This window comes from Deinococcota bacterium, from assembly GCA_030858465.1.
Classification (GTDB): domain Bacteria; phylum Deinococcota; class Deinococci; order Deinococcales; family Trueperaceae; genus JALZLY01.
This window is the reverse complement of the sequence record JALZLY010000058.1, coordinates 1-17,307: the sequence shown is the minus strand read 5'-3', so window position 1 is coordinate 17,307 and position 17,307 is coordinate 1. Positions and strand designations below refer to the sequence as shown.

Below are 17,307 nucleotides of genomic sequence, written 5' to 3'. Positions count from 1 at the left end.
ATCGGCTCGAAGGGCTCGAACAAGTCTGCTGTCAAGCGTTACAGCTACCTCGCCAAGGGCCAGACTTATGTTTGTCCTAAACGTGTTTGGATTTACGGCTTACGGCTGTATCTGGCTGTTACTAAGTCCCAGCAGGGTGAGCTTGTCGTTCTAGCTTGCAATGACAAGCCTGAACGTGCGCTGCTTCGTTATGCCAAGCGTTGGGATATCGAGTGTCTGTTTTCTGCCTTGAAAACCAGAGGCTTCAATCTTGAAGATACCCGTTTAACCACAGTGGACAGGCTCGACAACCTGATTGTCATGCTCTCTATTGCCTTTGCCTGGGCGCATCTCATGGGTGAGTGGGTTTATCAGCAGAGACCGCTCAAGCTTAAAAAACACGGCTACTTACCCGTCAGTTTCTTCAAAAGAGGCTTGCTTTATCTGAGAACTGCCATCCTCGCCTCACCTGCCCAGCCTGCTAGACTACCCTTAAGCGATTGCCTTCAACTTTTGTCCCCGTAGTGAGTGTGAGCATGAAGATTTCTTTATCAAACCTCGCGGCTTTTAAAGGAGGCTGCGGTTATGATGACGCGGCAGTCAAGCCGAGGCTGCGGGAGTAGGGAAGGGTCCACCGAGGACACGCACGAGGTCATCAGCTTGGCCTGAGGCGGATTTAGCGAATCTAAAGGGTACGACGAGGATATGGATAATAAGGCGCATAGACACAAGCGCATAGGCAAGCGCATAGGAGATGAAGAAGGGTCATTATGGCGGCGCTGATGCTGTGGTTTTTGTTTTCTCAGGCCCTGAGCGGTTTTCCGGCCATGCAGGAGGGAACGCGCCTGCAAATCGTGTCGCCGGACCTGCTCACGGTTCATGGCGAGGCCGTGGTGGCGGACCGGCAACTCGTCTTGCAGACCGTGCTCATTCCCGAGAGCGAAGTGAGGATAATCATTTCCTATGGAAACGGCGACAACAGGTCGGTTAAGGCAGGAGAGGGTAGTGCAGGAAGGGATAGGCAGGAAGGCGAGAGCGACGAAGCCACGCTCGAGATCTATCCGGGCCTGGTCGCGCCGGACGGTGATGATATCCTGCTCACGCCCGAGCCGGAGGGACCGCCCGTGTCGCTCAGGGAGTTTCTCGAGCAAGAGCGCGATATCAGGCTCTTTATCCTGCCGCCCGACGAGGGCTAGGGGCGTTAGGGGAAGCCGGGCGTTAGGGGAAGCCGGGCGTTAGGGGAAGACTGTGAGGGATAGACCGTGAAAGACTTCGCACGCATACTGATCGTCGAAGACGACGCCGACATCATCCGCCTGCTGAAGCTCGAGCTCGAGGAGGCCGGCTTCGAGGTGCTGGGCGCCGAGACCGGAGTGCGCGGTCTTTCCGCCGCCCGCGAGGAGGCTCCCGACCTGATCGTGCTCGACCTGGGTCTACCCGACCTGCACGGCATCGAGATCGCCCGGCGCATCCGCAAGACCAGCGAGACGCCCATCATCATCCTGACCGCCGCCGACGAGCTCGCCACCAAAGTGGACCTCTTGAACGCCGGGGCGGACGACTATCTGGCCAAACCCTTTCACGTCGACGAGCTCGTCGCCCGCATCCGCGTGCAACTGAGGCGGCGCAGCTCGGGTGCCACCCAAAAGGTCGGCGAGATGTCCTTGGACTCGGCGCGCCGGCAGATCTTCTGGCAGCAGCAGGAGATCAAGCTGTCGCCCAGGGAGTTCGACCTTTTGGTCTACCTGTGCACCCCGCCGGGGCGGGTCTACAGCCGCCAGGAGATCGAAAAGAACGTTTGGGGCGAAGACCTGCCGCCAAGCTCCAACGTCGTCGACGTGCATATCGCCAACATCCGCGGCAAGCTGCGCGACGCCGGCGGCTTCGGGGTCATCCGCACCGTGCGCGGCATCGGCTACGCCATCAAGGAGTAGGGGCGCAAGCCTTGCGCCCCTACAGATTTTGTATGCTGTCCCTATGATTCGTCGCCGCGGCATCCCGCTGAGATGGCGCATGACCATCTTGAGCGGTCTGGCCATCGCCATCTTGAGCACGACCGCCTCCCTGCTGGCCTTTTGGGTGGTGCGGCAGAGCCTCTTCGAGACCTTGGAGCGCGGCTTGCGCGCCGACGTGAGAAACCTGACCCAGGTCTACACCCAGCGCGGGGAGGGCACGGTGGTACCACAGGAGGGGCCGACGGGCGGCATCCACGTCCAGCTCTACGGCTTGGACGACGTCCTGCTCGCCGGCTCGAGCGAGCTCTATACCCAAGTCGCCATCGACGCGAGCGTGGTGCGGGCCGCCGCCGAGGGCGAGGGCGTGCGGATGTGGCGCGGCACGCTCGACGGCCGACAGGTGAGCGCCGCGCTTCTCCGCAACGAGGCGCCATCACTTATCGTCGCGGTCCTGGCGACTACCGGGCATATCAACGTGGCCCTGCGCCAGCTCGCTCAGGCACTGGCTCTGAGCGCGCTCTTGCTCTCGCTCGTGAGCACCCTGGTGGGCTACCTCGTGGCGGCGACCTCGATGAAGCCCATCACCGCCCTCGCCACCCTGGCCGCCAAACTCGACGCCGAGCACCTGGAGCCCATCCCCTACCGCGGGCCGCCCGATGAGGTCGGGCAGCTCGCCAGTGTCCTAAACGACCTGACCGGGCGCCTCAAGGTTTCTTTTGACGCGCAGCGCGCCTTTCTTGCCGAGACCAGTCACGAGCTGAGAACGCCGCTCACCAGCCTGCAGGGCTTCTTGGATCGCGCCGTGCGCCGGGCCGGTCCCGAGGCAGCCAGCGAGCTCCAGGACGCGAGGCGCATCTCGCAGACGATGTCGCGGCTGGTGGCCGACCTGCTTCAGCTCTCCCGTGGCGAGCTCGTGCGCGAGTACGACCCGCACCTGCTGGATCCCTACCTCGACATCGTGCAGCCCGTGGCCGAAGAGTTCTCGGGCGTGCGGGTCGAAGCCAAGCCGGGCCTGCTGCTCTTAGGCGACCCCGAGCGCTTGCGCCAGCTCGTGCGCAACCTGACCGCCAACGCGGTTCGCGCCGCGGGCGGCCCGGAGGGGGTGCGGCTCGAGCTGAGCGAGGAAGAGGGCAACGTCGTGATGCGGGTGCGCGACCGGGGTCCGGGTATCGCGCCAGAGACGCTGCCCCATATCTTCGGCAAGTTCTACCGGGGCGTGGGGGGCGGCACCGGCCTCGGCTTAGCCATCGCCAAGCAGATCATCGACACCCACCAGGGCGAGATCGGCGCTGAGAGCAAAGACGGCGAGGGCAGCGTCTTCACCGTGCGCCTGCCGGCCTTTTTGGACGAAGCCGACGAGGACCTCTTGGAGCAGCTCCGCGTCCCCCAGATGCGAGCCTGAAATGGGGTCGGGGGTTGGGCTTTTGTCCAGTCCCTGACCCCCGACCCCTGACCCCTCCTTAGAGTTTGGGCAGCGTCACGCCGCGCTGGCCCTGGTACTTGCCCTTGCGGTCCTTGTACGTCCTCTCGGGCCGCTCGCCCTCGAAAAAGAGCAGCTGCACGATGCCTTCGCCCGCGTAGACCTTGGCGGGCAAGGGCGTGGTGTTGGAGAGCTCCAAGGTGACGTGGCCCTCCCAGCCGGGCTCCAGGGGCGTTACGTTGGCGACGATGCCGCACCTCGCGTACGAGCTTTTCCCCAGCGCCACCACCATCACCGTCTCGGGAATGCGCAGATACTCCATCGACCGGGTCAGGACAAAGGAGTTGGGCGGGATGATGCAGTGGTCGCCTTCGGTCTCGATCAGGCTGCGGGTGTCGAAGTGCTTGGGGTCCACCACGGTGTTGAAAGCGTTGACGAAGATGCGCCACTCGGGCGCGGCGCGCAGGTCGTAGCCGAACGAGCTTAGCCCGTAGGAGATCACGCCCTCGCGCACCAGCCGGTCCGTGAAGGGTTCGATCATGCCCTGTAGGGCGCGTTCGCGAATCCACCAGTCGGGTTTGATGCTCATGGGGCTCAGTCTAACCAAAAAGCAGGGCTCAGGAGCCAGGATTCAGAGGCAGAGTGAACGCCCCGCTGCTATACTCAGTCATGCTCTTAGCCGTAGACGTCGGCAACACCAGCACCGTCATGGGCCTTTATGAGGGCCCGGAACTGCTCGCGCACTGGCGGGTGGCCACCGACCGCATGCGCATGGCCGACCAGTACGCGGTGCTCCTCAAAAACCTGCTCGAGCTCGACGGCGTCCCCCCGCCCCGGCGGGCCATCGTCTCGAGCGTGGTCCCGCCCGCCGAGCGCGAGATCGGCGCGGCACTGGCGCGCTACTGGGGCGTGACGGCGACGGTGGTGAGGAGTGACCTGGTTGCGGACCTGCTCGTTATCGAAACCGACAATCCCAGGGAGGTCGGTGCGGATCGCATCGTCAACGCCGTGGCCGCTTTGGAGTACGACGCCGCGGCGCTCGTCGTGGTGGACTTCGGCACCGCCACCAACTTCGACCTGGTCCTAAAGCCCAACCGCCTTCTGGGCGTGGCCCTGGCGCCCGGCCCGATGATCGCGGCCGATGCGCTCTTTGCCCGCGCCGCCAAGCTGCCCCGGGTGGACCTGGTCGCGCCCGCCGCGGCGGTCGGCAAGAACACCGTCACCGCCCTGCAGTCGGGCCTGGTCTTTGGCTACGCCAGCATGGTGGACGGCATGGTCAGGCGCTTCAAGCGCGAGATCGACCCGGCCCTGGGTGCGCCTCTGGTTATCGCCACGGGCGGCTTCGCCACCACCCTCGAGGGCCTCTGCGAGGAGGTTATGGTCACCGAGCCGCTGCTCACCTTGGCCGGCCTCAGGCTGATCGCCGGCGCGCGCTAGTTCCTTAATCCCGCACTAGTTTCTTAATCCAAGGAGAGCTTGAGGCCCAGCGCGATATCGAAGGCCTGGGCAAAGCGGGGGCTGAAGACAGGCCGGTGGGTGTAGGCGAGGCTCACCGCCAGGTCGCGCTCGAGCTCGTAAGCGAGCGCCAGGGCGAAGGCCAGGCCGAGTTCGCCCTGCGTGTAGCTGAGCCCGGCGCCGGCGTAGCTTTGCAGGCCGAAGAGGTCGCTGCCGCCGGGTGCAAAGGCCGCCCACACGCCGGCGTCCATGACCAGCCCGCCGCGGATGGCCAGCGCCACGAAGGCTTCGGGGCCAAAGGCTTCAGCGCTGAGAGGCACGCTGCCGCGCAGCCCAACCTTGGGCCCGGCCGCATAGACCTCGGGCGCCGTCTCGATATAGCCGAGGCCGACCTCAAACCACAGCGACTGCGCCTGCACATTGAAGCCAAAGGCCAAGAGGAGGGTGAGAAGGAGCGTTCGCATAAAGCTACTCTAACAGGAGAAACCCGCTTTCTTCTCAGTCCTCAGTCCTGTCTCTATACGATGCGCTTGCGGATGTACGAGCTGAGCACGTCCACCACCACCACGAAGGCGATGATGATCAGCAAGATGGTGGAGATCTCCGACCAGCGCCGGAACTGGATGCGTTGGATGAGCAACAGCCCGATGCCCCCGGCGCCGACGAGACCCAAGATGGCCGCCGCGCGCAGGTTGATCTCGAAGCGGTAGAGGACGTTCGAGGCGAATTCGGGCATGACCTGGGGAATGACGGCGTAGACGAAGGTGTGAACCGGCCCGGCGCCCGTGGCCTTTAGGGCCTCACCGGGACCGGGGTCGATCGACTCGATGATGTCGGCGAACATCTTGCCCAAAAAGCCCACCGAGTTGACGCCCAAGGCCATGATGCCCGCCACCGCGCCGGGGCCGATGGCCGCCACGAAGATGATGGCGAAGAGCAGTTCGGGAAAGACGCGCACCCCGGCTAAAAAGCCCCGGCCGGGAAAGGCGAAGCGGTTGCCGCCGACTAAGTTGGCGGCGGACAAAAAGGCCAGCGGCACCGCTAGGACGCCGCCGATGACGGTGCCGATGACGGCCATGTAGAGCGTCTCCATCATCGCCGCGAAGGCGCGGTCGAAGATCTCGCTCGAGGGATTCGCGAAGCCGCGCAGGAGCGGCATGAGGTTGCGCTCGAGCCCGCTCGCCACCCGCGCCCAGTTGACGTCGCCGAGCGTCAAGAGGCAGAGCGCGGTGACGCCTATCAGGGTAAAGGCGAGCGTGTACTGGAAGAGCTTGGTCCTGCGCGCGTGGGGCGGGATTGGGGGGATGCGGGCGGGGTCGGCGGAACGCCCTTTTGCCGTCGCTTTCGGGGTCGCCATCAGGTGAGCCTCGAGCGCACAAAGGCGGAGACGCCGTCGATGACCAGGACCACCGCGAAGACGATGATAAGCAAGACGGCGATGGCCGGATAGTCGAAGTCGGCGATATAGGTGCGCAAGAGCTGGCCGATGCCGCCGGCGCCGACGTAGCCGAGCACCGTCGAGGCGCGCACGTTGACCTCGAAGATGTAGAGGATAAAGGAGATCATGTTGGCGGCGACCTGCGGCACCACGCCGAAGACGACCACCTGTGTGCCGCTCGCCCCAGTCGCTTTGAGGGCTTCTAAAGGTCCCGGGTCGATGGCCTCGACGTATTCGCTGCCGAGCTTGGCGAGGATCGACATGGTGAAGATGGTCAGCGCCACCACGCCCGGCAGCGGCCCAAAGGCCAAGACGGCCACCAGGACGGCGGCGTAGAGGAGGTCGGGGACGCTTCTAAGGACCGTCATGAAGCTGCGAGCGAACCACATGAAGGGTCCGTTCAAGGAGGTGTTGCGCGAGGCCCAGACCACCCAGGGCAGGCCCAGCAGGACGCCGAAGACGGTGCCCAGCCAGGCCATCTGGATGGTCTGGATGAGCGGTGTCCAGATTTCCGGCAGGGCGCGCCAGTCCGGTGGATAGAAGCGGCCGAAGAAAAGGACGAAGTTGACCACGCTGCCCCAGAGGTCACTAAAGCCGAAGCCCGTCTGGACGACGGAGATGTAAAAGAGCAGGGCAAAGGCCGCCCAGGTCGCCCAGACCAAGAGGCGAGGCACCAGGGGTCTGGTCGGATTCACTACCACCTTGACCTCAGGTAGCGCCACGGATGTCCTTTTCCTTGTCGATGGGGCGGCCGTAGATCTCCTCGAAGACCCTGTCCGAGGCCGCCTCGGGAGGCCCATCGAAGACCACCTGGCCGTCCCTCATGCCGATGATGCGCTGGGCGTAGTCGCGCGCCATGTCGATAAAGTGCAGGTTGACCAAGGTGGTGATGCCGTCCTCGCGGGAGATGCGCTTTAAGTCAGCCATCACCGCGTGCGAGGTGGGCGGGTCGAGGCTGGCGACGGGCTCGTCGGCCAGCATCACGCTGGGCTCTTGTGCCAGTGCGCGCGCGATGCCGACGCGTTGCTGCTGACCGCCGGAGAGGTTGTCGGCGCGCACAAAGGCCTTTTCGGAGATGCCGACGCGGCGCAGGCAGTCGTGCGCCAGGGCCAGGTCGTCCCTGGAAAAGATGCCCAGCAGGCTGAGAGCGGGGTTGGCCTGACCCAACCGCCCCGAGAGGACGTTGCGCAAGACGGTGCTGCGCCTCACCAGGTTGAAGGTCTGAAAGATCATGCCGATGTCGGCGCGCATGTCGCGGAGCTTTTGCCCCTTGGCCCGGGTGATCGACTTGCCGCCGATCAAGACATCGCCGCCCGACGGCACCACCAGGTTGTTGACGGTGCGGATCAAGGTGGACTTGCCCGCCCCCGAAAGCCCCACGATCACCACGAACTGGCCCTTGGGGATCTCTAAGCTCACGCCTTTCAAGGCCTTGAGGCCGTTGGGATAGATGACCTCGGTTTGTCTGAATTCGATCATCGGCTAGACAGTCCTAGTTGGGAACAGGCTGAACCCGGCATACTGATCACAGCGCCTAACACAGTAGCGTCACTCTACAAGACTTTCCATCAAAAGAGAACCTTGCCAAAGAAAATCCCAAAAGAGAACCTCGAGCCGGGGCTCGAGGTTCTCTCGCGGTGTGTAACCTGCTTAGCGCTCGAAAGCGCGGGCGACCTCGCGGACGACGTCGTAGGCCTCGCTGTCGATCGGCGCAAAGGCGGTGACATTGAAGAGCTCTTGGGTGAGGGCCTGGCCCTCTTCGGTCTCGGCGATGTCGATGAGCGCGCTCGCGATCTGCTGGGCGAGCTCGTCGGAAAGACCAGCGCGGACGACCACGCCGTCGTTGGGGATGTCGCCGGTGTAGCCGAGGATGCAGACGACCTCTTTGACGTCGGGAAAGTCGGCTTCGATGGTCTCGCGGCCGTCGCTGCCGGGGCTGCCGCCGAAGGTCACCGCGACGTCGACGTCGCCGTTGTAGACGGCCAGGGCCGAGGCGTCGTGGGAGCCGGCGAAGATGGCTTGCATGTCGGTGTTGGCGTCGATGCCGTGCTCCTGGAGCAGGTAGACGTAGGGGAAACGGTAGCCCGAGGCCGAGGCCGGATCGACAAAGGCGATGGTGGTGCCGGGAAGGTCCTCGAAGGAGTCGATGCCCGAGTCGCAGCGCACGTTGAACTGCGAGCGGTAGGTGGTCGAACCCTGACGCACCGAAGCGAGGACGACCTGGGCGTTGTAGCGGTCCACCGCCTGGACCAGGGCCGCCGGACCGAAGAGACCGATATCGACGGTGCCCGTGCCGATGGCTTCGACCAGGCCGGTGAAGTCGGTGGACACAAAGGTCTCGACCGGGATCAACAGCCGCTCGCTCATCATCTCGGCGATCGGATCCAAGCTATCCACCATGCGGTCAGCCTCGCGGCTAGGCACCATGCCGAGGACCAGGCGCTCGGGCATGGCTTGTTCCTGCGCAAAGGCGGGCACCAGCGATAGGACCAGGCCTAAAGCCAGCAGTTTGGCGACAAATGTCTTCATTGCGTTCCTCCTCAGAAACATAGGTTCGAGGGATGGTCCCTTTACCTGGATGGTCAGTATAAAACCGCCACCGGAGCCAAGTCTAGCCGAGCGACTGTCAGCGCACCGTCAGGTGCTGCCTGGGGAAAGCCGCTCTCAAGTTGTCGCCGCCGTCCTGAACGCCCCTCCTGGGGAAGGCGGTCGGGACTCGATGAGCCCACGATTAAGCTTTGGTGGAGGCGAGGTTCCACCGTGAGCTAGCCGCGCGGGATCGCCGCGAGGCCGAACCAGCCGGGGCCGCCGTAGACGCCGATGACCGAGCCGCCGGTGGTGCTCGCCTCGAGCGTGACCGCCTCGCCCAGGTTGCCGATCTCCGCTAGGACCGGGCCCTTGGCCTCCGAGTCCTCGGTGCCGAAGACGGGGAAGACCCGAATCCCGCCGGGATGCGCCTGAGCATAGCTCGCCAGCTCGCCAAAGAGCGTCTTCATGGCCCTGCTCAGGCCGCGGGCGCGGGCGGTGGTCGCGACCTTGCCCTCCTTGAAGGTGAGAATCGGCGTGAGCTTGAGGAGCCCGCCGACAAAAGCCTGGGCCCCGCCGATGCGGCCGCCCTTGTGGAGGTAGTCGAGCCGCGGCAGGATCATGCGCAAAAAGAGCGCGTCGCGGAGCCGCGCCAGTTCGGCGAGAATGACCTCGCCCTTGGCGCCCTCTGCGCGCAGCTCGCTGGCGCGGGTCACCAGCGCGCCCAGGCCCACGCTGGTGGTCTTGGAGTCGAAGAGGTGGACCGGCCCCTTCACCTCCTTGGCGGCCAGGGTGGCGCTGCCCAAGGTGCCCGACAGGCCGGAGGCAATGTGCAGCGAGAGAATCTCGTCGGCGCCCTCCGCAAAGGCCTGCGCGTAGATCTCGCGGAAGCGCTCGGGGCTGGGCTGGCTGGTGGTCGGGTGGGCGGCACCGCCCTGCTCGACGCGCCGGAACATCTCCTTGGGGGTGATGCCGGTCCAGTCGTCGAAGGTCTCGCTGCCGATATGAACCGAGAGCGGGATGACGCGGAGGTCGAGCTCTCGCTGCCGCGGCGCGGTGAGGTCGGCGGTCGAATCCGTCACGATGGCTAAGGTCATGGGCTCGAGTCTACCCCAAAGGCGCCGAAGATGCGCAACAAGGATGCGCAAAGGCAGTCGTTGGATAGCCCAAGGCATCCCAAAGAGCGCGGTAGACTGGGCCATGACAGTGGCGACGAACCCACGACCGAGCCCCAACAAAAAACAGGTGATCGCGCAGCTCAAGGAGGCGACCAGGCTCTTGGAGCTCCTCGGCGACGACCCCTTCAAGGCCAAGGCCTTTGCGTCTGCGCTGAGAAGCCTCGAGAGCTATGAGGGCGACTTTAGCCGGCTGTTCGAGGAGGGCAGGCTCACCGAGCTTCGCGGCGTCGGCAAGAGCCTGGCGGCCGAACTGGCCGCGCTGGGAGAACGTGAGCGCCTGCCGGTCCTGGACGCTCTCTACGACAAGATTCCCGAGAGCGTGCGCGAGCTCTTCGTGGTGTCGGGCCTGGGGCCGAAGAAGATCGCCAGCCTCTGGGACGCTGCGATCGTGGACTTGGAGACCTTGGCTGCGGCCTGCGAGGACGGCCGCCTGACGGCGGTGAAGGGCTTCAGCCTGAAGACGGCCGGCTCGCTAAAAGAGGCGGCGCGCTTCGCCCTCGCCTCGAGGGGGCGGATGCGCCTGGACGTGGCCGAGGTCTACGCCGAGCTCCTGCGCCTGGCGCTCAAGGAGGCGGCGCCCGAGGGCCGTGTCGAGCCTGCGGGCGAACTGCGCCGCCGCATGGAGACCGTCGCCGAGCTCGAGCTGGTGGTGACGGGGGTGGGGCCCCTGGCGGTCCGGTCGGCGCTGGCGCCGCTGCTCACCGAGCTGAGTGAAGAGGACGGCTGGCGGGGCCGCTTTCAGGGCAAAGCCGTGACGGTGACGGTCGCTCCCCCCGAGGCCTTTGGGGCCGTCCTGGCAGTGAGGACGGGCGGGGCCGACTTCGTGGAGGCGCTGCGCCTGAGGGCGGAGGAGAGGGGCTACGCCCTCTCGGCGCGCGGCCTCTATCGAGAGGGTACGCTCGTCGCCACCCTCGAGGAGAGCGAGCTCTTCGCGCGCCTGGACTTGCCCCGGCCGCCGCCCGAGCGCCGCGAGGAGGCGCGGCCCGAAAGGGTGGACGGGCTGCTCAGCGAAGGGGACCTCAGGGGCCTCGTCCACAACCACTCGAGCTGGTCGGACGGCGCCAACAGCCTGCGCGAGATGGTGGCGGGAGCGCGGCTGCGGGGCGCGCGCTACCTGGCGATGGCCGACCACTCGCGCAGTTCGCACGTCGCAAACGGGCTCAGCCTCGAGCGCCTGCGGGCGCAGGGCCGTGAGATAGCGGCGATCAGGGCGGAACTGGCGGCGGAGGGTGTAGACTTCGGCTTGCTCCACGGCGTCGAAGTGGACATTCTCCCGGACGGCAGCCTCGACTACCCCGACGAGGTCTTAGCCGAACTCGACTACACCGTCGTCAGCGTCCACAGCCACTTCAACCTGAGCGAGGCGGAGCAGACCGCGCGCCTCGTGCGGGCGGTGAGCAACCCTCACGCCGGCATCCTCGGCCACGCCAGCGGTCGCCTGCTCCTGCGCCGCCCGAGTTACGCCGTGGACCTGGGGGCCGTTATCGAGGCCTGCGCCCTGACGGGCACGGTGATCGAGATCAACGCCAGCCCTTACCGCCTCGACCTCGACTGGCGCTGGGTCAAGAGGGCCAAGGAGAAGGGCTGCCGCTTCTCCATCAACCCCGACGCCCACGTCCTCGAGGGCTTCGACGGGGTGCGCTACGGGGTGATGATGGCGCGCAAGGCGGGGCTGACGCCGGACGAGGTGGTCAACACCGCGCCCAGCGCCGACGCGTTTTTGCTGCGGCTCAAGCCGCGCCGGGTCCACCATGATGATCACCGTTAACGGCACCCAGGCCATCTTCTATAACAAGGACGTGGTCACTACCTTCGGGCTTTCTTGTGGGCTGAAGCTACTTTAAGGGGCAGGGCCGCCCTTTAAGAGCGACAACGGCGTTTGTCGTCTCAGCCGCCGGTAAGCCAACCAGGTTAACCCCGCACTGAGCACAACCAGAGCCATCCCAAACATGAACGGCAAGACTGGATTTAAGCCTAAGCCGGCCTCGGGCAAATTGGGAATCTCCAGGGCCAATGCGTTGTAAAGGCGTGCTGTAAGGATAGTGCTGGCGAAGAAACTCAAGATAGCTGCTACCGCGCTTAGCGCTAGGGTCCGCCACCACCAGCTGCGGGTTATCTGGCCCAAGGGCAGGCCCAGCGCCCGGTCTAGGGCGATGCGGAAACGCTCGGCGTCAAGGAGGGTCAGAAATCCGCCAACGATACCCCAAAGGCTGATCATGGCCGCCAGTATGGCGACGAAGAGAAAGATTCGAGTCTGTACGCGCACGCCGGAGAGCAGTTCCTGAACGTCGGGAGTGTAGGGAACGACCTCCGCCTGAATATCAGGATGTTCCTCCTCCAGCCACGCCCTCACCGCCTGTTCGGCAGCCGCATCGCCAAGCCTGACCAAGATACGAGTGGAGCGAAAGGACTCGGCGCCATTAGCGGACGGATTCAGCCCGCTCAGGGGCGGAACAAGCAGACTGGGCAAGTCCGCCACCAGCCAGGACCACAGTTCGGACGGCGCTTCAAAAAATCCGCTCACCCGGCAAGGGACAGGGTTCTCGTGGTCCCGAAGCCGTACCGTCTGTCCCAAGCTGATACCAAGTTCCTGAGCTTTCCCCAGGTTGAGCATGCAGCCACCGGCATTGCCTTCCAAGCTCATGCCCATGAAGTCGAGATAAGAGCTATCTGCGACAACCGCCGTGAGCCGGGTGTCGCCACGCGCATAATCCACATAAAGGCTCGGGATTGTTTGCGCCAGGGTGGCCTCGGCTATCCCTTCGAGAACTTCAAGCGCCCGCGCGTCCTCTTCGGCAAATGGTGCAGAGCCGTCAAACGATGATTCAAAGGCGCGCCCCAAGCGGAAGTCGATCATGCCGGGACGCGTCTGCAGGGCGTAGATAAGACCGAACTGACTCTGCAAAGCGCCTGCCTCGGCGCGCCATTGCAAGTAGACCTGGGTCGCGGCGAGGCCCCCCGCGGCGGCGAGAGAGAGGCCGGCGTAGACGAAAAAAAGCAACAGGAGCATGCGCACGCTCGAGACGCGGCCACGCATCAGCGTCATGGTTGATTGGGTGAGGCTCGAGAAGACCAGCACTGCGGACAAAACGAGCAGCACAACTATGGGAACAAACATCGCCAGCCCGAACACCACCGCCGGAGGCCGTGACAGGGAAAGCTGAGGTAACAGCGAGGACAACAGCCCTAAAAACAAGGCGCCCAACAGGCCGCCTGCCCCGCCCAGGAAAACCTGACCGAGAACTGACCTCGAGGCCAGTTCCCCTCGCGTCGCGCCAAGCGCTCTTTCCACCCCTAAAAGCTGCCTGTGACGGAGCAAAGAGTGATAGCTCTGCGTGTACAGCGCCAGGATGGCGGACACCGCCAGCATGAGACCGAGGGTGCTCAGCGTCGCTCGGCGCGCCGCAAGGCTGGGAAGCATTCCCTCAACATAATCGCTTCGTTCCGCCAGTAAGCTGTCGATGGGCTGCGCGACGCCTACCGGCCCGAAAACCCGCCATGTCCAGGCGCGGAGTTCGGGTGTGAGCCTGGCAGCCTCCGACGCGCTGAAAAAGCGGACGAAGATGTGAAGGGGGTAAGGGCCGTCCTCTTCCAGGCGGGGGCCTAGCGGTCCTATCAGGGCCCAGTCCGGGTCTAGCTCGGGGTCCTGGGTGAGGCTCAGGCTCAAGACGCCGACGATCGTCTTGACCTCGGGCGCTATGACGGCACCAGGCGTGCTCAGTTCGATGGTCTGCCCCACTGCCTCAGCAGGGTCGGCAAAGAGGCGCCGCGCCAAGTGGTAGCCGATAACGACCGCGTCCTCAGCGCCGTCACCGATAAGCTCACCGTATAGCGCGTCTACGCGTCTCGCGCTAAAGTAGCGGCCTCCTACATAAGCACCTAAACAAAAGTTTTTGTGAAATTCTCAGGGCTAAGAGCCACAATCTGCCGAGGGCAAGGGGAGCAGCCCTCACAATTTCTTTTGCATGGGTACTTACCTTTAAACCACCGTGCTTTTGCGCGTTCCACCAGTTCGGCATCGGCTTGGTAGCGCAGCTTTGCTTCGATGCTTCTGAAGCGGAAGCGCGCATTGTAGAGAAGAGCAAGAGTGCTTTCTGATCCTGGATGCAAGCTCATCACCTCTGCCGAAGAGCACCACTATCCTAATGGTTGCTAGCATTGAAGCATACTACGGGTTGCAAAAAGGTTGCATCACGGAGATTCGCTCCAGGCTCGTCGGATTCTTTCCACTCGAGCCTGCACCAGCGCCCGCTTCGGGTCGTCCTCGGCTAGCCCTTCAAGCGCCGCTTCCCAAAGTTCGAGGTCGTCATCAAGGCGCTCGGCCAGGGTCAGCAGCGCTCTGGTGTCCCCCAAGACCAGGACCGCTTGCCGCAAAGACTCATGGAGGGTTTCGCGCGTCAGGGCGATGCCGGGTGCTTCGGAGTCGGGAAGCAGTTCGCCCCTGTAGAACTCCACAGCCTCTTGAAGGCGTCCCTCTTTGAGCAAGGACTCGACTCTCAAAAAATCCGCTCGGTAAGATACGGTGAGCCGGTAGGGCCGGGAAGCGATGGGAAGTAAGGTGCGGAGCTTTGAGAGCGTCGCTCTAAGGGTGCCGGGGTTACCCTTTTCTCCATACAGCAGCAGGAGAAGCTGCTGCGCGCTGAGGCCCTCGGGATGCTGCGCCAGGAGCGCCATTATCTCGGCGGTGCGGAGCGTGAGCGGCAGGGGTTCGCCGTCGAGGACAGCTTCAGATACACCAAGGAAATCGAGTTGGAGATTGGCGGATGGTAAGTCTGCACTGGGCGAGAGTGCAGAGACCGCTGGGCAGGGGACGATCCGCCCATTACGCAAACAAAGCCGTGTTGTTGCCCTGCTCGCGATGCTCGGCTCATGGGTCGTCATTACTATAGTCTTGTCCAAACGGTTGAGCGCCTCGAAGACCTCGAGGACAGACTCCCATTCCCTCTCGAGCAGATTGCCGGTGGGCTCGTCGGCCAGGATGATGTCGGGGTCGTTCACCAGCGCGCGAGCGATGGCGACGCGCTGCTGTTCGCCACCCGAGAGCTGAGCCGGACGGTGCTCGGCGCGGTGAGCGAGGCCCAACCTCTCGAGCAGCTCTAACGCACGCGCCCTCTGTTCGCGCTTGGGCACACGAGCGTAAACGAGCGGACGGGCGACGTTTTGCCAAGCGTTCAGGTTGGGAATGAGGGAGAACTGCTGAAAGACGAAGCCGAAGCCCCTGTTGCGCAACCTCGAGCGCGCCGCCTCGTCAAGCTCGCTCACGGGCTGACCCTCCAGGAGATAACTCCCTGCCGAAGGGGTCTCGAGCAGGCCGAGGATGCCCAGCAAGGTGGTCTTGCCGGAGCCCGAAGGCCCGATAATGGACAGAAAGTCTCCCTGACGGAGCTCGAGGGAAAGGTCATCTAGCGCGATGACGGCGCCATAGTGTTTGGAGATGCCGCGCAGTTCAATAAGCTTCATCTGGTTCCTACACCGGCTATTCTATGCGCAGGCCACCCTCCTATATTTGGCGCCAAAGTCCGATGTCGTTCCCTTACTGGTCACCTACGAGATACTGGTCGCCTACGAGATCAAGGTGCTGTTGGGAGCGCTTAATCGAGGACTCACTTCCATCAGGCGAACAGCTCAGCAACTGGCAGCGTCCAGCTGGGCACCACGTCGCCACCGTCAATGGTGTCCTCTTCGATCAGGACATGGATATCATGCCGTGAGCGGTAAACGCTCACCGTCCGCTTACGTGGATTCACAACCAGAACCATGAGTGTTCCGGCATCCAACCACTCGAAGACTTTCTCCTCGACCTCGATATAGCGGTCGCTAGGAGAGGTCCGAGCGCAGCGAGAACCCAACGGAATGATTTCTATGACCAGGTCGGGAGCCTCCGGCCTGTAGCCGGTACTTGGCGTTAGCTTGTCTAGGCGCTCCCGACTTACAAATGCTATATCGGGGGCGCGCACGGTGTCTGGGTTAGCAGCCAGCTTGAAGCCCGGTTCGCCTATGTAAACCTGTCCAAGGTTGTTGGGCGCTACGTGATTGCCTAGAGAAAAAGCTACACGAAAGGCAAAAATACCGTGTTGTTCCCCTGGCGGCGACATTTTAACAAGCCCCCCCTCACCAGCTCATAGCGAAAGCCGTCATCGGGCAGCTCGAGTAGCTCCTCAGCCGTGACTGTTTGAAGCTGTGTGGTCATAGTCAGAACCTCGCTGTCATATCTTAGCACGGCCTCAGGACGCCGCTTGATGGCGCAGTCTCACCAGGTCTTTTGGATTTGCTCCACTCGAGCTTGCGCAGCGGCCCGCCGCGGATCCTCTGGAGGCAACGCCGCCAAGGCGGCCTCCCAAAGCTCGAGGTCTTCATCTACGCGCTCGGCCAGCATGAGGAGTGTTTTGGCAGCTCCCCGTGCCATCACCGCTTGCCGCAACGTCTCCTCGAGCCTCTCTCGCAACTCGATGACGCCGGGTGCCGCGGAGTTTGGCGGCAACGGCCCTCGGCAGTGCTCGAGCACCTCTTGCAGCCTGCTGGTATGCGGTTTCGATGCGTCATGAGATTTGCTCGAAATCCTGTTGACACCCCCCCATAGCCGTGCTACTCTTTTATGCCGGACCTGAGCCAGTGGGTAGCTTACCTGCGGGTTGAGTCCGGTGGGCGCAGCTGGACGCCACCCTAGCTCAACTGGTAGAGCACCCGACTTGTAATCGGAAGGTTGTCGGTTCAATTCCGATGGGTGGCTCCACATGCTAGAGTGCGCATAGGGGAACGGGTAGGTGCCCGAGTGGTTAAAGGGGACGGACTGTAAATCCGTTGGCTATGCCTACGCTGGTTCGAATCCAGCCCTGCCCACCATAGAATTGAAGATTTAAGATTGAAGATTAAAAAATTTTCGATCTTGAACCTTGGAATCTTCAATCGATTTCCTGCGGGAGTAGCTCAGTTGGTAGAGCGTCAGCTTCCCAAGCTGAATGTCGCGAGTTCGAATCTCGTCTCCCGCTCCAAGTTGGGTCCTGAAGGGCGATCTTGGCGAGTTCTTTGGCAGACCCGATCTGTGAACCCTGCGGGTTCGTAAGGTAGGCTCGTGTAGCTCAGTGGTAGAGCACTCCCTTGGTAAGGGAGAGGTCGACGGTTCAATCCCGTCCACGAGCTCCAACCCAGAACCCAGGCGGACAACCAGTTAGCCTCGCACGGGCGAGCTGGCTGCTTGCGGCTGTAAAGAGATCCATAGAAAGGAAGCATCATGGCAAAAGGTGTATTTCAGCGAACGAAACCCCACGTCAACGTGGGCACCATCGGCCACGTCGATCACGGCAAGACGACCTTAACGGCGGCCATCACCTTTACCGCGGCGGCGGAAGACCCCAC

18 protein-coding genes and 4 tRNA genes are annotated in these 17,307 nt (G+C 63.4%); 11 read left to right on the top strand and 11 right to left on the bottom strand.

Annotation, left to right across the window (positions count from 1 at the left end; all coding sequences use genetic code 11):
* From M3498_03030 to M3498_03015, 4 genes are all read left to right on the top strand, one after another.
* On the top strand, positions 1 to 504 hold a 504-nt coding region (locus M3498_03030; protein ID MDQ3458268.1), incomplete at its 5' end, for a transposase.
* Positions 505 to 749: 245 nt separating this feature from the next.
* On the top strand, positions 750 to 1,175 hold the full coding sequence (locus M3498_03025) for a hypothetical protein (GenBank protein MDQ3458267.1): 426 nt from the start codon (positions 750 to 752) through the stop codon (positions 1,173 to 1,175).
* Positions 1,176 to 1,241: 66 nt separating this feature from the next.
* Positions 1,242 to 1,913 (top strand): response regulator transcription factor, encoded by a 672-nt coding sequence (locus M3498_03020; GenBank protein ID MDQ3458266.1) that lies wholly within the window; start codon positions 1,242 to 1,244, stop codon positions 1,911 to 1,913.
* 43 nt (positions 1,914 to 1,956) lie between these two features.
* A complete protein-coding gene (locus M3498_03015) occupies positions 1,957 to 3,336 on the top strand; it encodes a HAMP domain-containing histidine kinase (protein ID MDQ3458265.1) in 1,380 nt (459 codons plus the stop codon).
* A gap of 58 nt (positions 3,337 to 3,394) precedes the next feature.
* On the opposite strand, the gene dcd is transcribed toward M3498_03015, so the two are convergent.
* Positions 3,395 to 3,943, bottom strand: coding sequence for a dCTP deaminase (gene dcd / locus M3498_03010; GenBank protein MDQ3458264.1), 549 nt, complete (start codon positions 3,941 to 3,943; stop codon positions 3,395 to 3,397).
* 80 nt (positions 3,944 to 4,023) lie between these two features.
* On the opposite strand from dcd, the gene M3498_03005 reads away from it, so the two are divergent.
* Entirely contained in the window at positions 4,024 to 4,791 is a 768-nt protein-coding gene (locus M3498_03005; GenBank protein ID MDQ3458263.1) for a type III pantothenate kinase, read from the top strand.
* A 23-nt stretch (positions 4,792 to 4,814) separates the two neighbouring features.
* Here the strand turns inward: M3498_03005 and M3498_03000 are convergent, their stop codons facing one another.
* From M3498_03000 to M3498_02975, 6 genes are all read right to left on the bottom strand, one after another.
* Positions 4,815 to 5,273, bottom strand: coding sequence for a hypothetical protein (locus tag M3498_03000; protein ID MDQ3458262.1), 459 nt, complete (start codon positions 5,271 to 5,273; stop codon positions 4,815 to 4,817).
* Between the two features lie 53 nt (positions 5,274 to 5,326).
* Entirely contained in the window at positions 5,327 to 6,166 is an 840-nt protein-coding gene (gene phnE / locus M3498_02995; GenBank protein ID MDQ3458261.1) for a phosphonate ABC transporter, permease protein PhnE, read from the bottom strand.
* Positions 6,166 to 6,969, bottom strand: coding sequence for a phosphonate ABC transporter, permease protein PhnE (gene phnE, locus M3498_02990; protein ID MDQ3458260.1), 804 nt, complete (start codon positions 6,967 to 6,969; stop codon positions 6,166 to 6,168). Before phnE (M3498_02990) ends, phnE (M3498_02995) begins: the two co-directional genes overlap by 1 nt.
* Positions 6,956 to 7,726 (bottom strand): phosphonate ABC transporter ATP-binding protein, encoded by a 771-nt coding sequence (gene phnC / locus M3498_02985; protein ID MDQ3458259.1) that lies wholly within the window; start codon positions 7,724 to 7,726, stop codon positions 6,956 to 6,958. Before phnC ends, phnE (M3498_02990) begins: the two co-directional genes overlap by 14 nt.
* Before the next feature lie 171 nt (positions 7,727 to 7,897).
* Positions 7,898 to 8,776, bottom strand: a complete 879-nt coding sequence (locus tag M3498_02980; GenBank protein MDQ3458258.1) for a phosphate/phosphite/phosphonate ABC transporter substrate-binding protein — start codon at positions 8,774 to 8,776, stop codon at positions 7,898 to 7,900.
* A 236-nt stretch (positions 8,777 to 9,012) separates the two neighbouring features.
* Positions 9,013 to 9,870 (bottom strand): DegV family protein, encoded by an 858-nt coding sequence (locus M3498_02975; GenBank protein ID MDQ3458257.1) that lies wholly within the window; start codon positions 9,868 to 9,870, stop codon positions 9,013 to 9,015.
* Positions 9,871 to 9,973: 103 nt separating this feature from the next.
* Between M3498_02975 and M3498_02970 the strand changes: the two genes are divergently transcribed.
* The gene (locus M3498_02970; protein ID MDQ3458256.1) at positions 9,974 to 11,719 is read left to right on the top strand and encodes a helix-hairpin-helix domain-containing protein; all 1,746 of its coding nucleotides are present in this window, start codon (positions 9,974 to 9,976) and stop codon (positions 11,717 to 11,719) included.
* Positions 11,720 to 11,791: 72 nt separating this feature from the next.
* On the opposite strand, the gene M3498_02965 is transcribed toward M3498_02970, so the two are convergent.
* From M3498_02965 to M3498_02950, 4 genes are all read right to left on the bottom strand, one after another.
* Positions 11,792 to 13,618: an ABC transporter permease gene (locus M3498_02965; protein MDQ3458255.1), complete on the bottom strand. Its 1,827-nt coding sequence runs from the start codon at positions 13,616 to 13,618 to the stop codon at positions 11,792 to 11,794.
* Positions 13,619 to 14,142: 524 nt separating this feature from the next.
* Positions 14,143 to 15,411 carry an ABC transporter ATP-binding protein gene (locus M3498_02960; GenBank protein ID MDQ3458254.1) on the bottom strand — a complete coding sequence of 423 codons (1,269 nt, stop codon included), beginning with the start codon at positions 15,409 to 15,411 and terminating at the stop codon, positions 14,143 to 14,145.
* A gap of 152 nt (positions 15,412 to 15,563) precedes the next feature.
* Complete coding sequence (locus M3498_02955; GenBank protein MDQ3458253.1) at positions 15,564 to 16,046, bottom strand: Uma2 family endonuclease; 483 nt, start codon at positions 16,044 to 16,046, stop codon at positions 15,564 to 15,566.
* A gap of 155 nt (positions 16,047 to 16,201) precedes the next feature.
* Positions 16,202 to 16,432 carry a hypothetical protein gene (locus M3498_02950; GenBank protein MDQ3458252.1) on the bottom strand — a complete coding sequence of 77 codons (231 nt, stop codon included), beginning with the start codon at positions 16,430 to 16,432 and terminating at the stop codon, positions 16,202 to 16,204.
* Positions 16,433 to 16,608: 176 nt separating this feature from the next.
* On the opposite strand from M3498_02950, the gene M3498_02945 reads away from it, so the two are divergent.
* The 5 genes from M3498_02945 to M3498_02925 form a co-directional block, all read left to right on the top strand.
* Positions 16,609 to 16,684: transfer RNA gene (locus tag M3498_02945), tRNA-Thr, on the top strand.
* Between the two features lie 25 nt (positions 16,685 to 16,709).
* Positions 16,710 to 16,794 (top strand) — tRNA-Tyr (locus tag M3498_02940).
* A gap of 73 nt (positions 16,795 to 16,867) precedes the next feature.
* Positions 16,868 to 16,943 (top strand) — tRNA-Gly (locus M3498_02935).
* A 76-nt stretch (positions 16,944 to 17,019) separates the two neighbouring features.
* Positions 17,020 to 17,094 (top strand) — tRNA-Thr (locus tag M3498_02930).
* Positions 17,095 to 17,182: 88 nt separating this feature from the next.
* Positions 17,183 to 17,307: GTP-binding protein (locus tag M3498_02925; GenBank protein ID MDQ3458251.1), on the top strand; the 125-nt coding region annotated here is incomplete at its 3' end.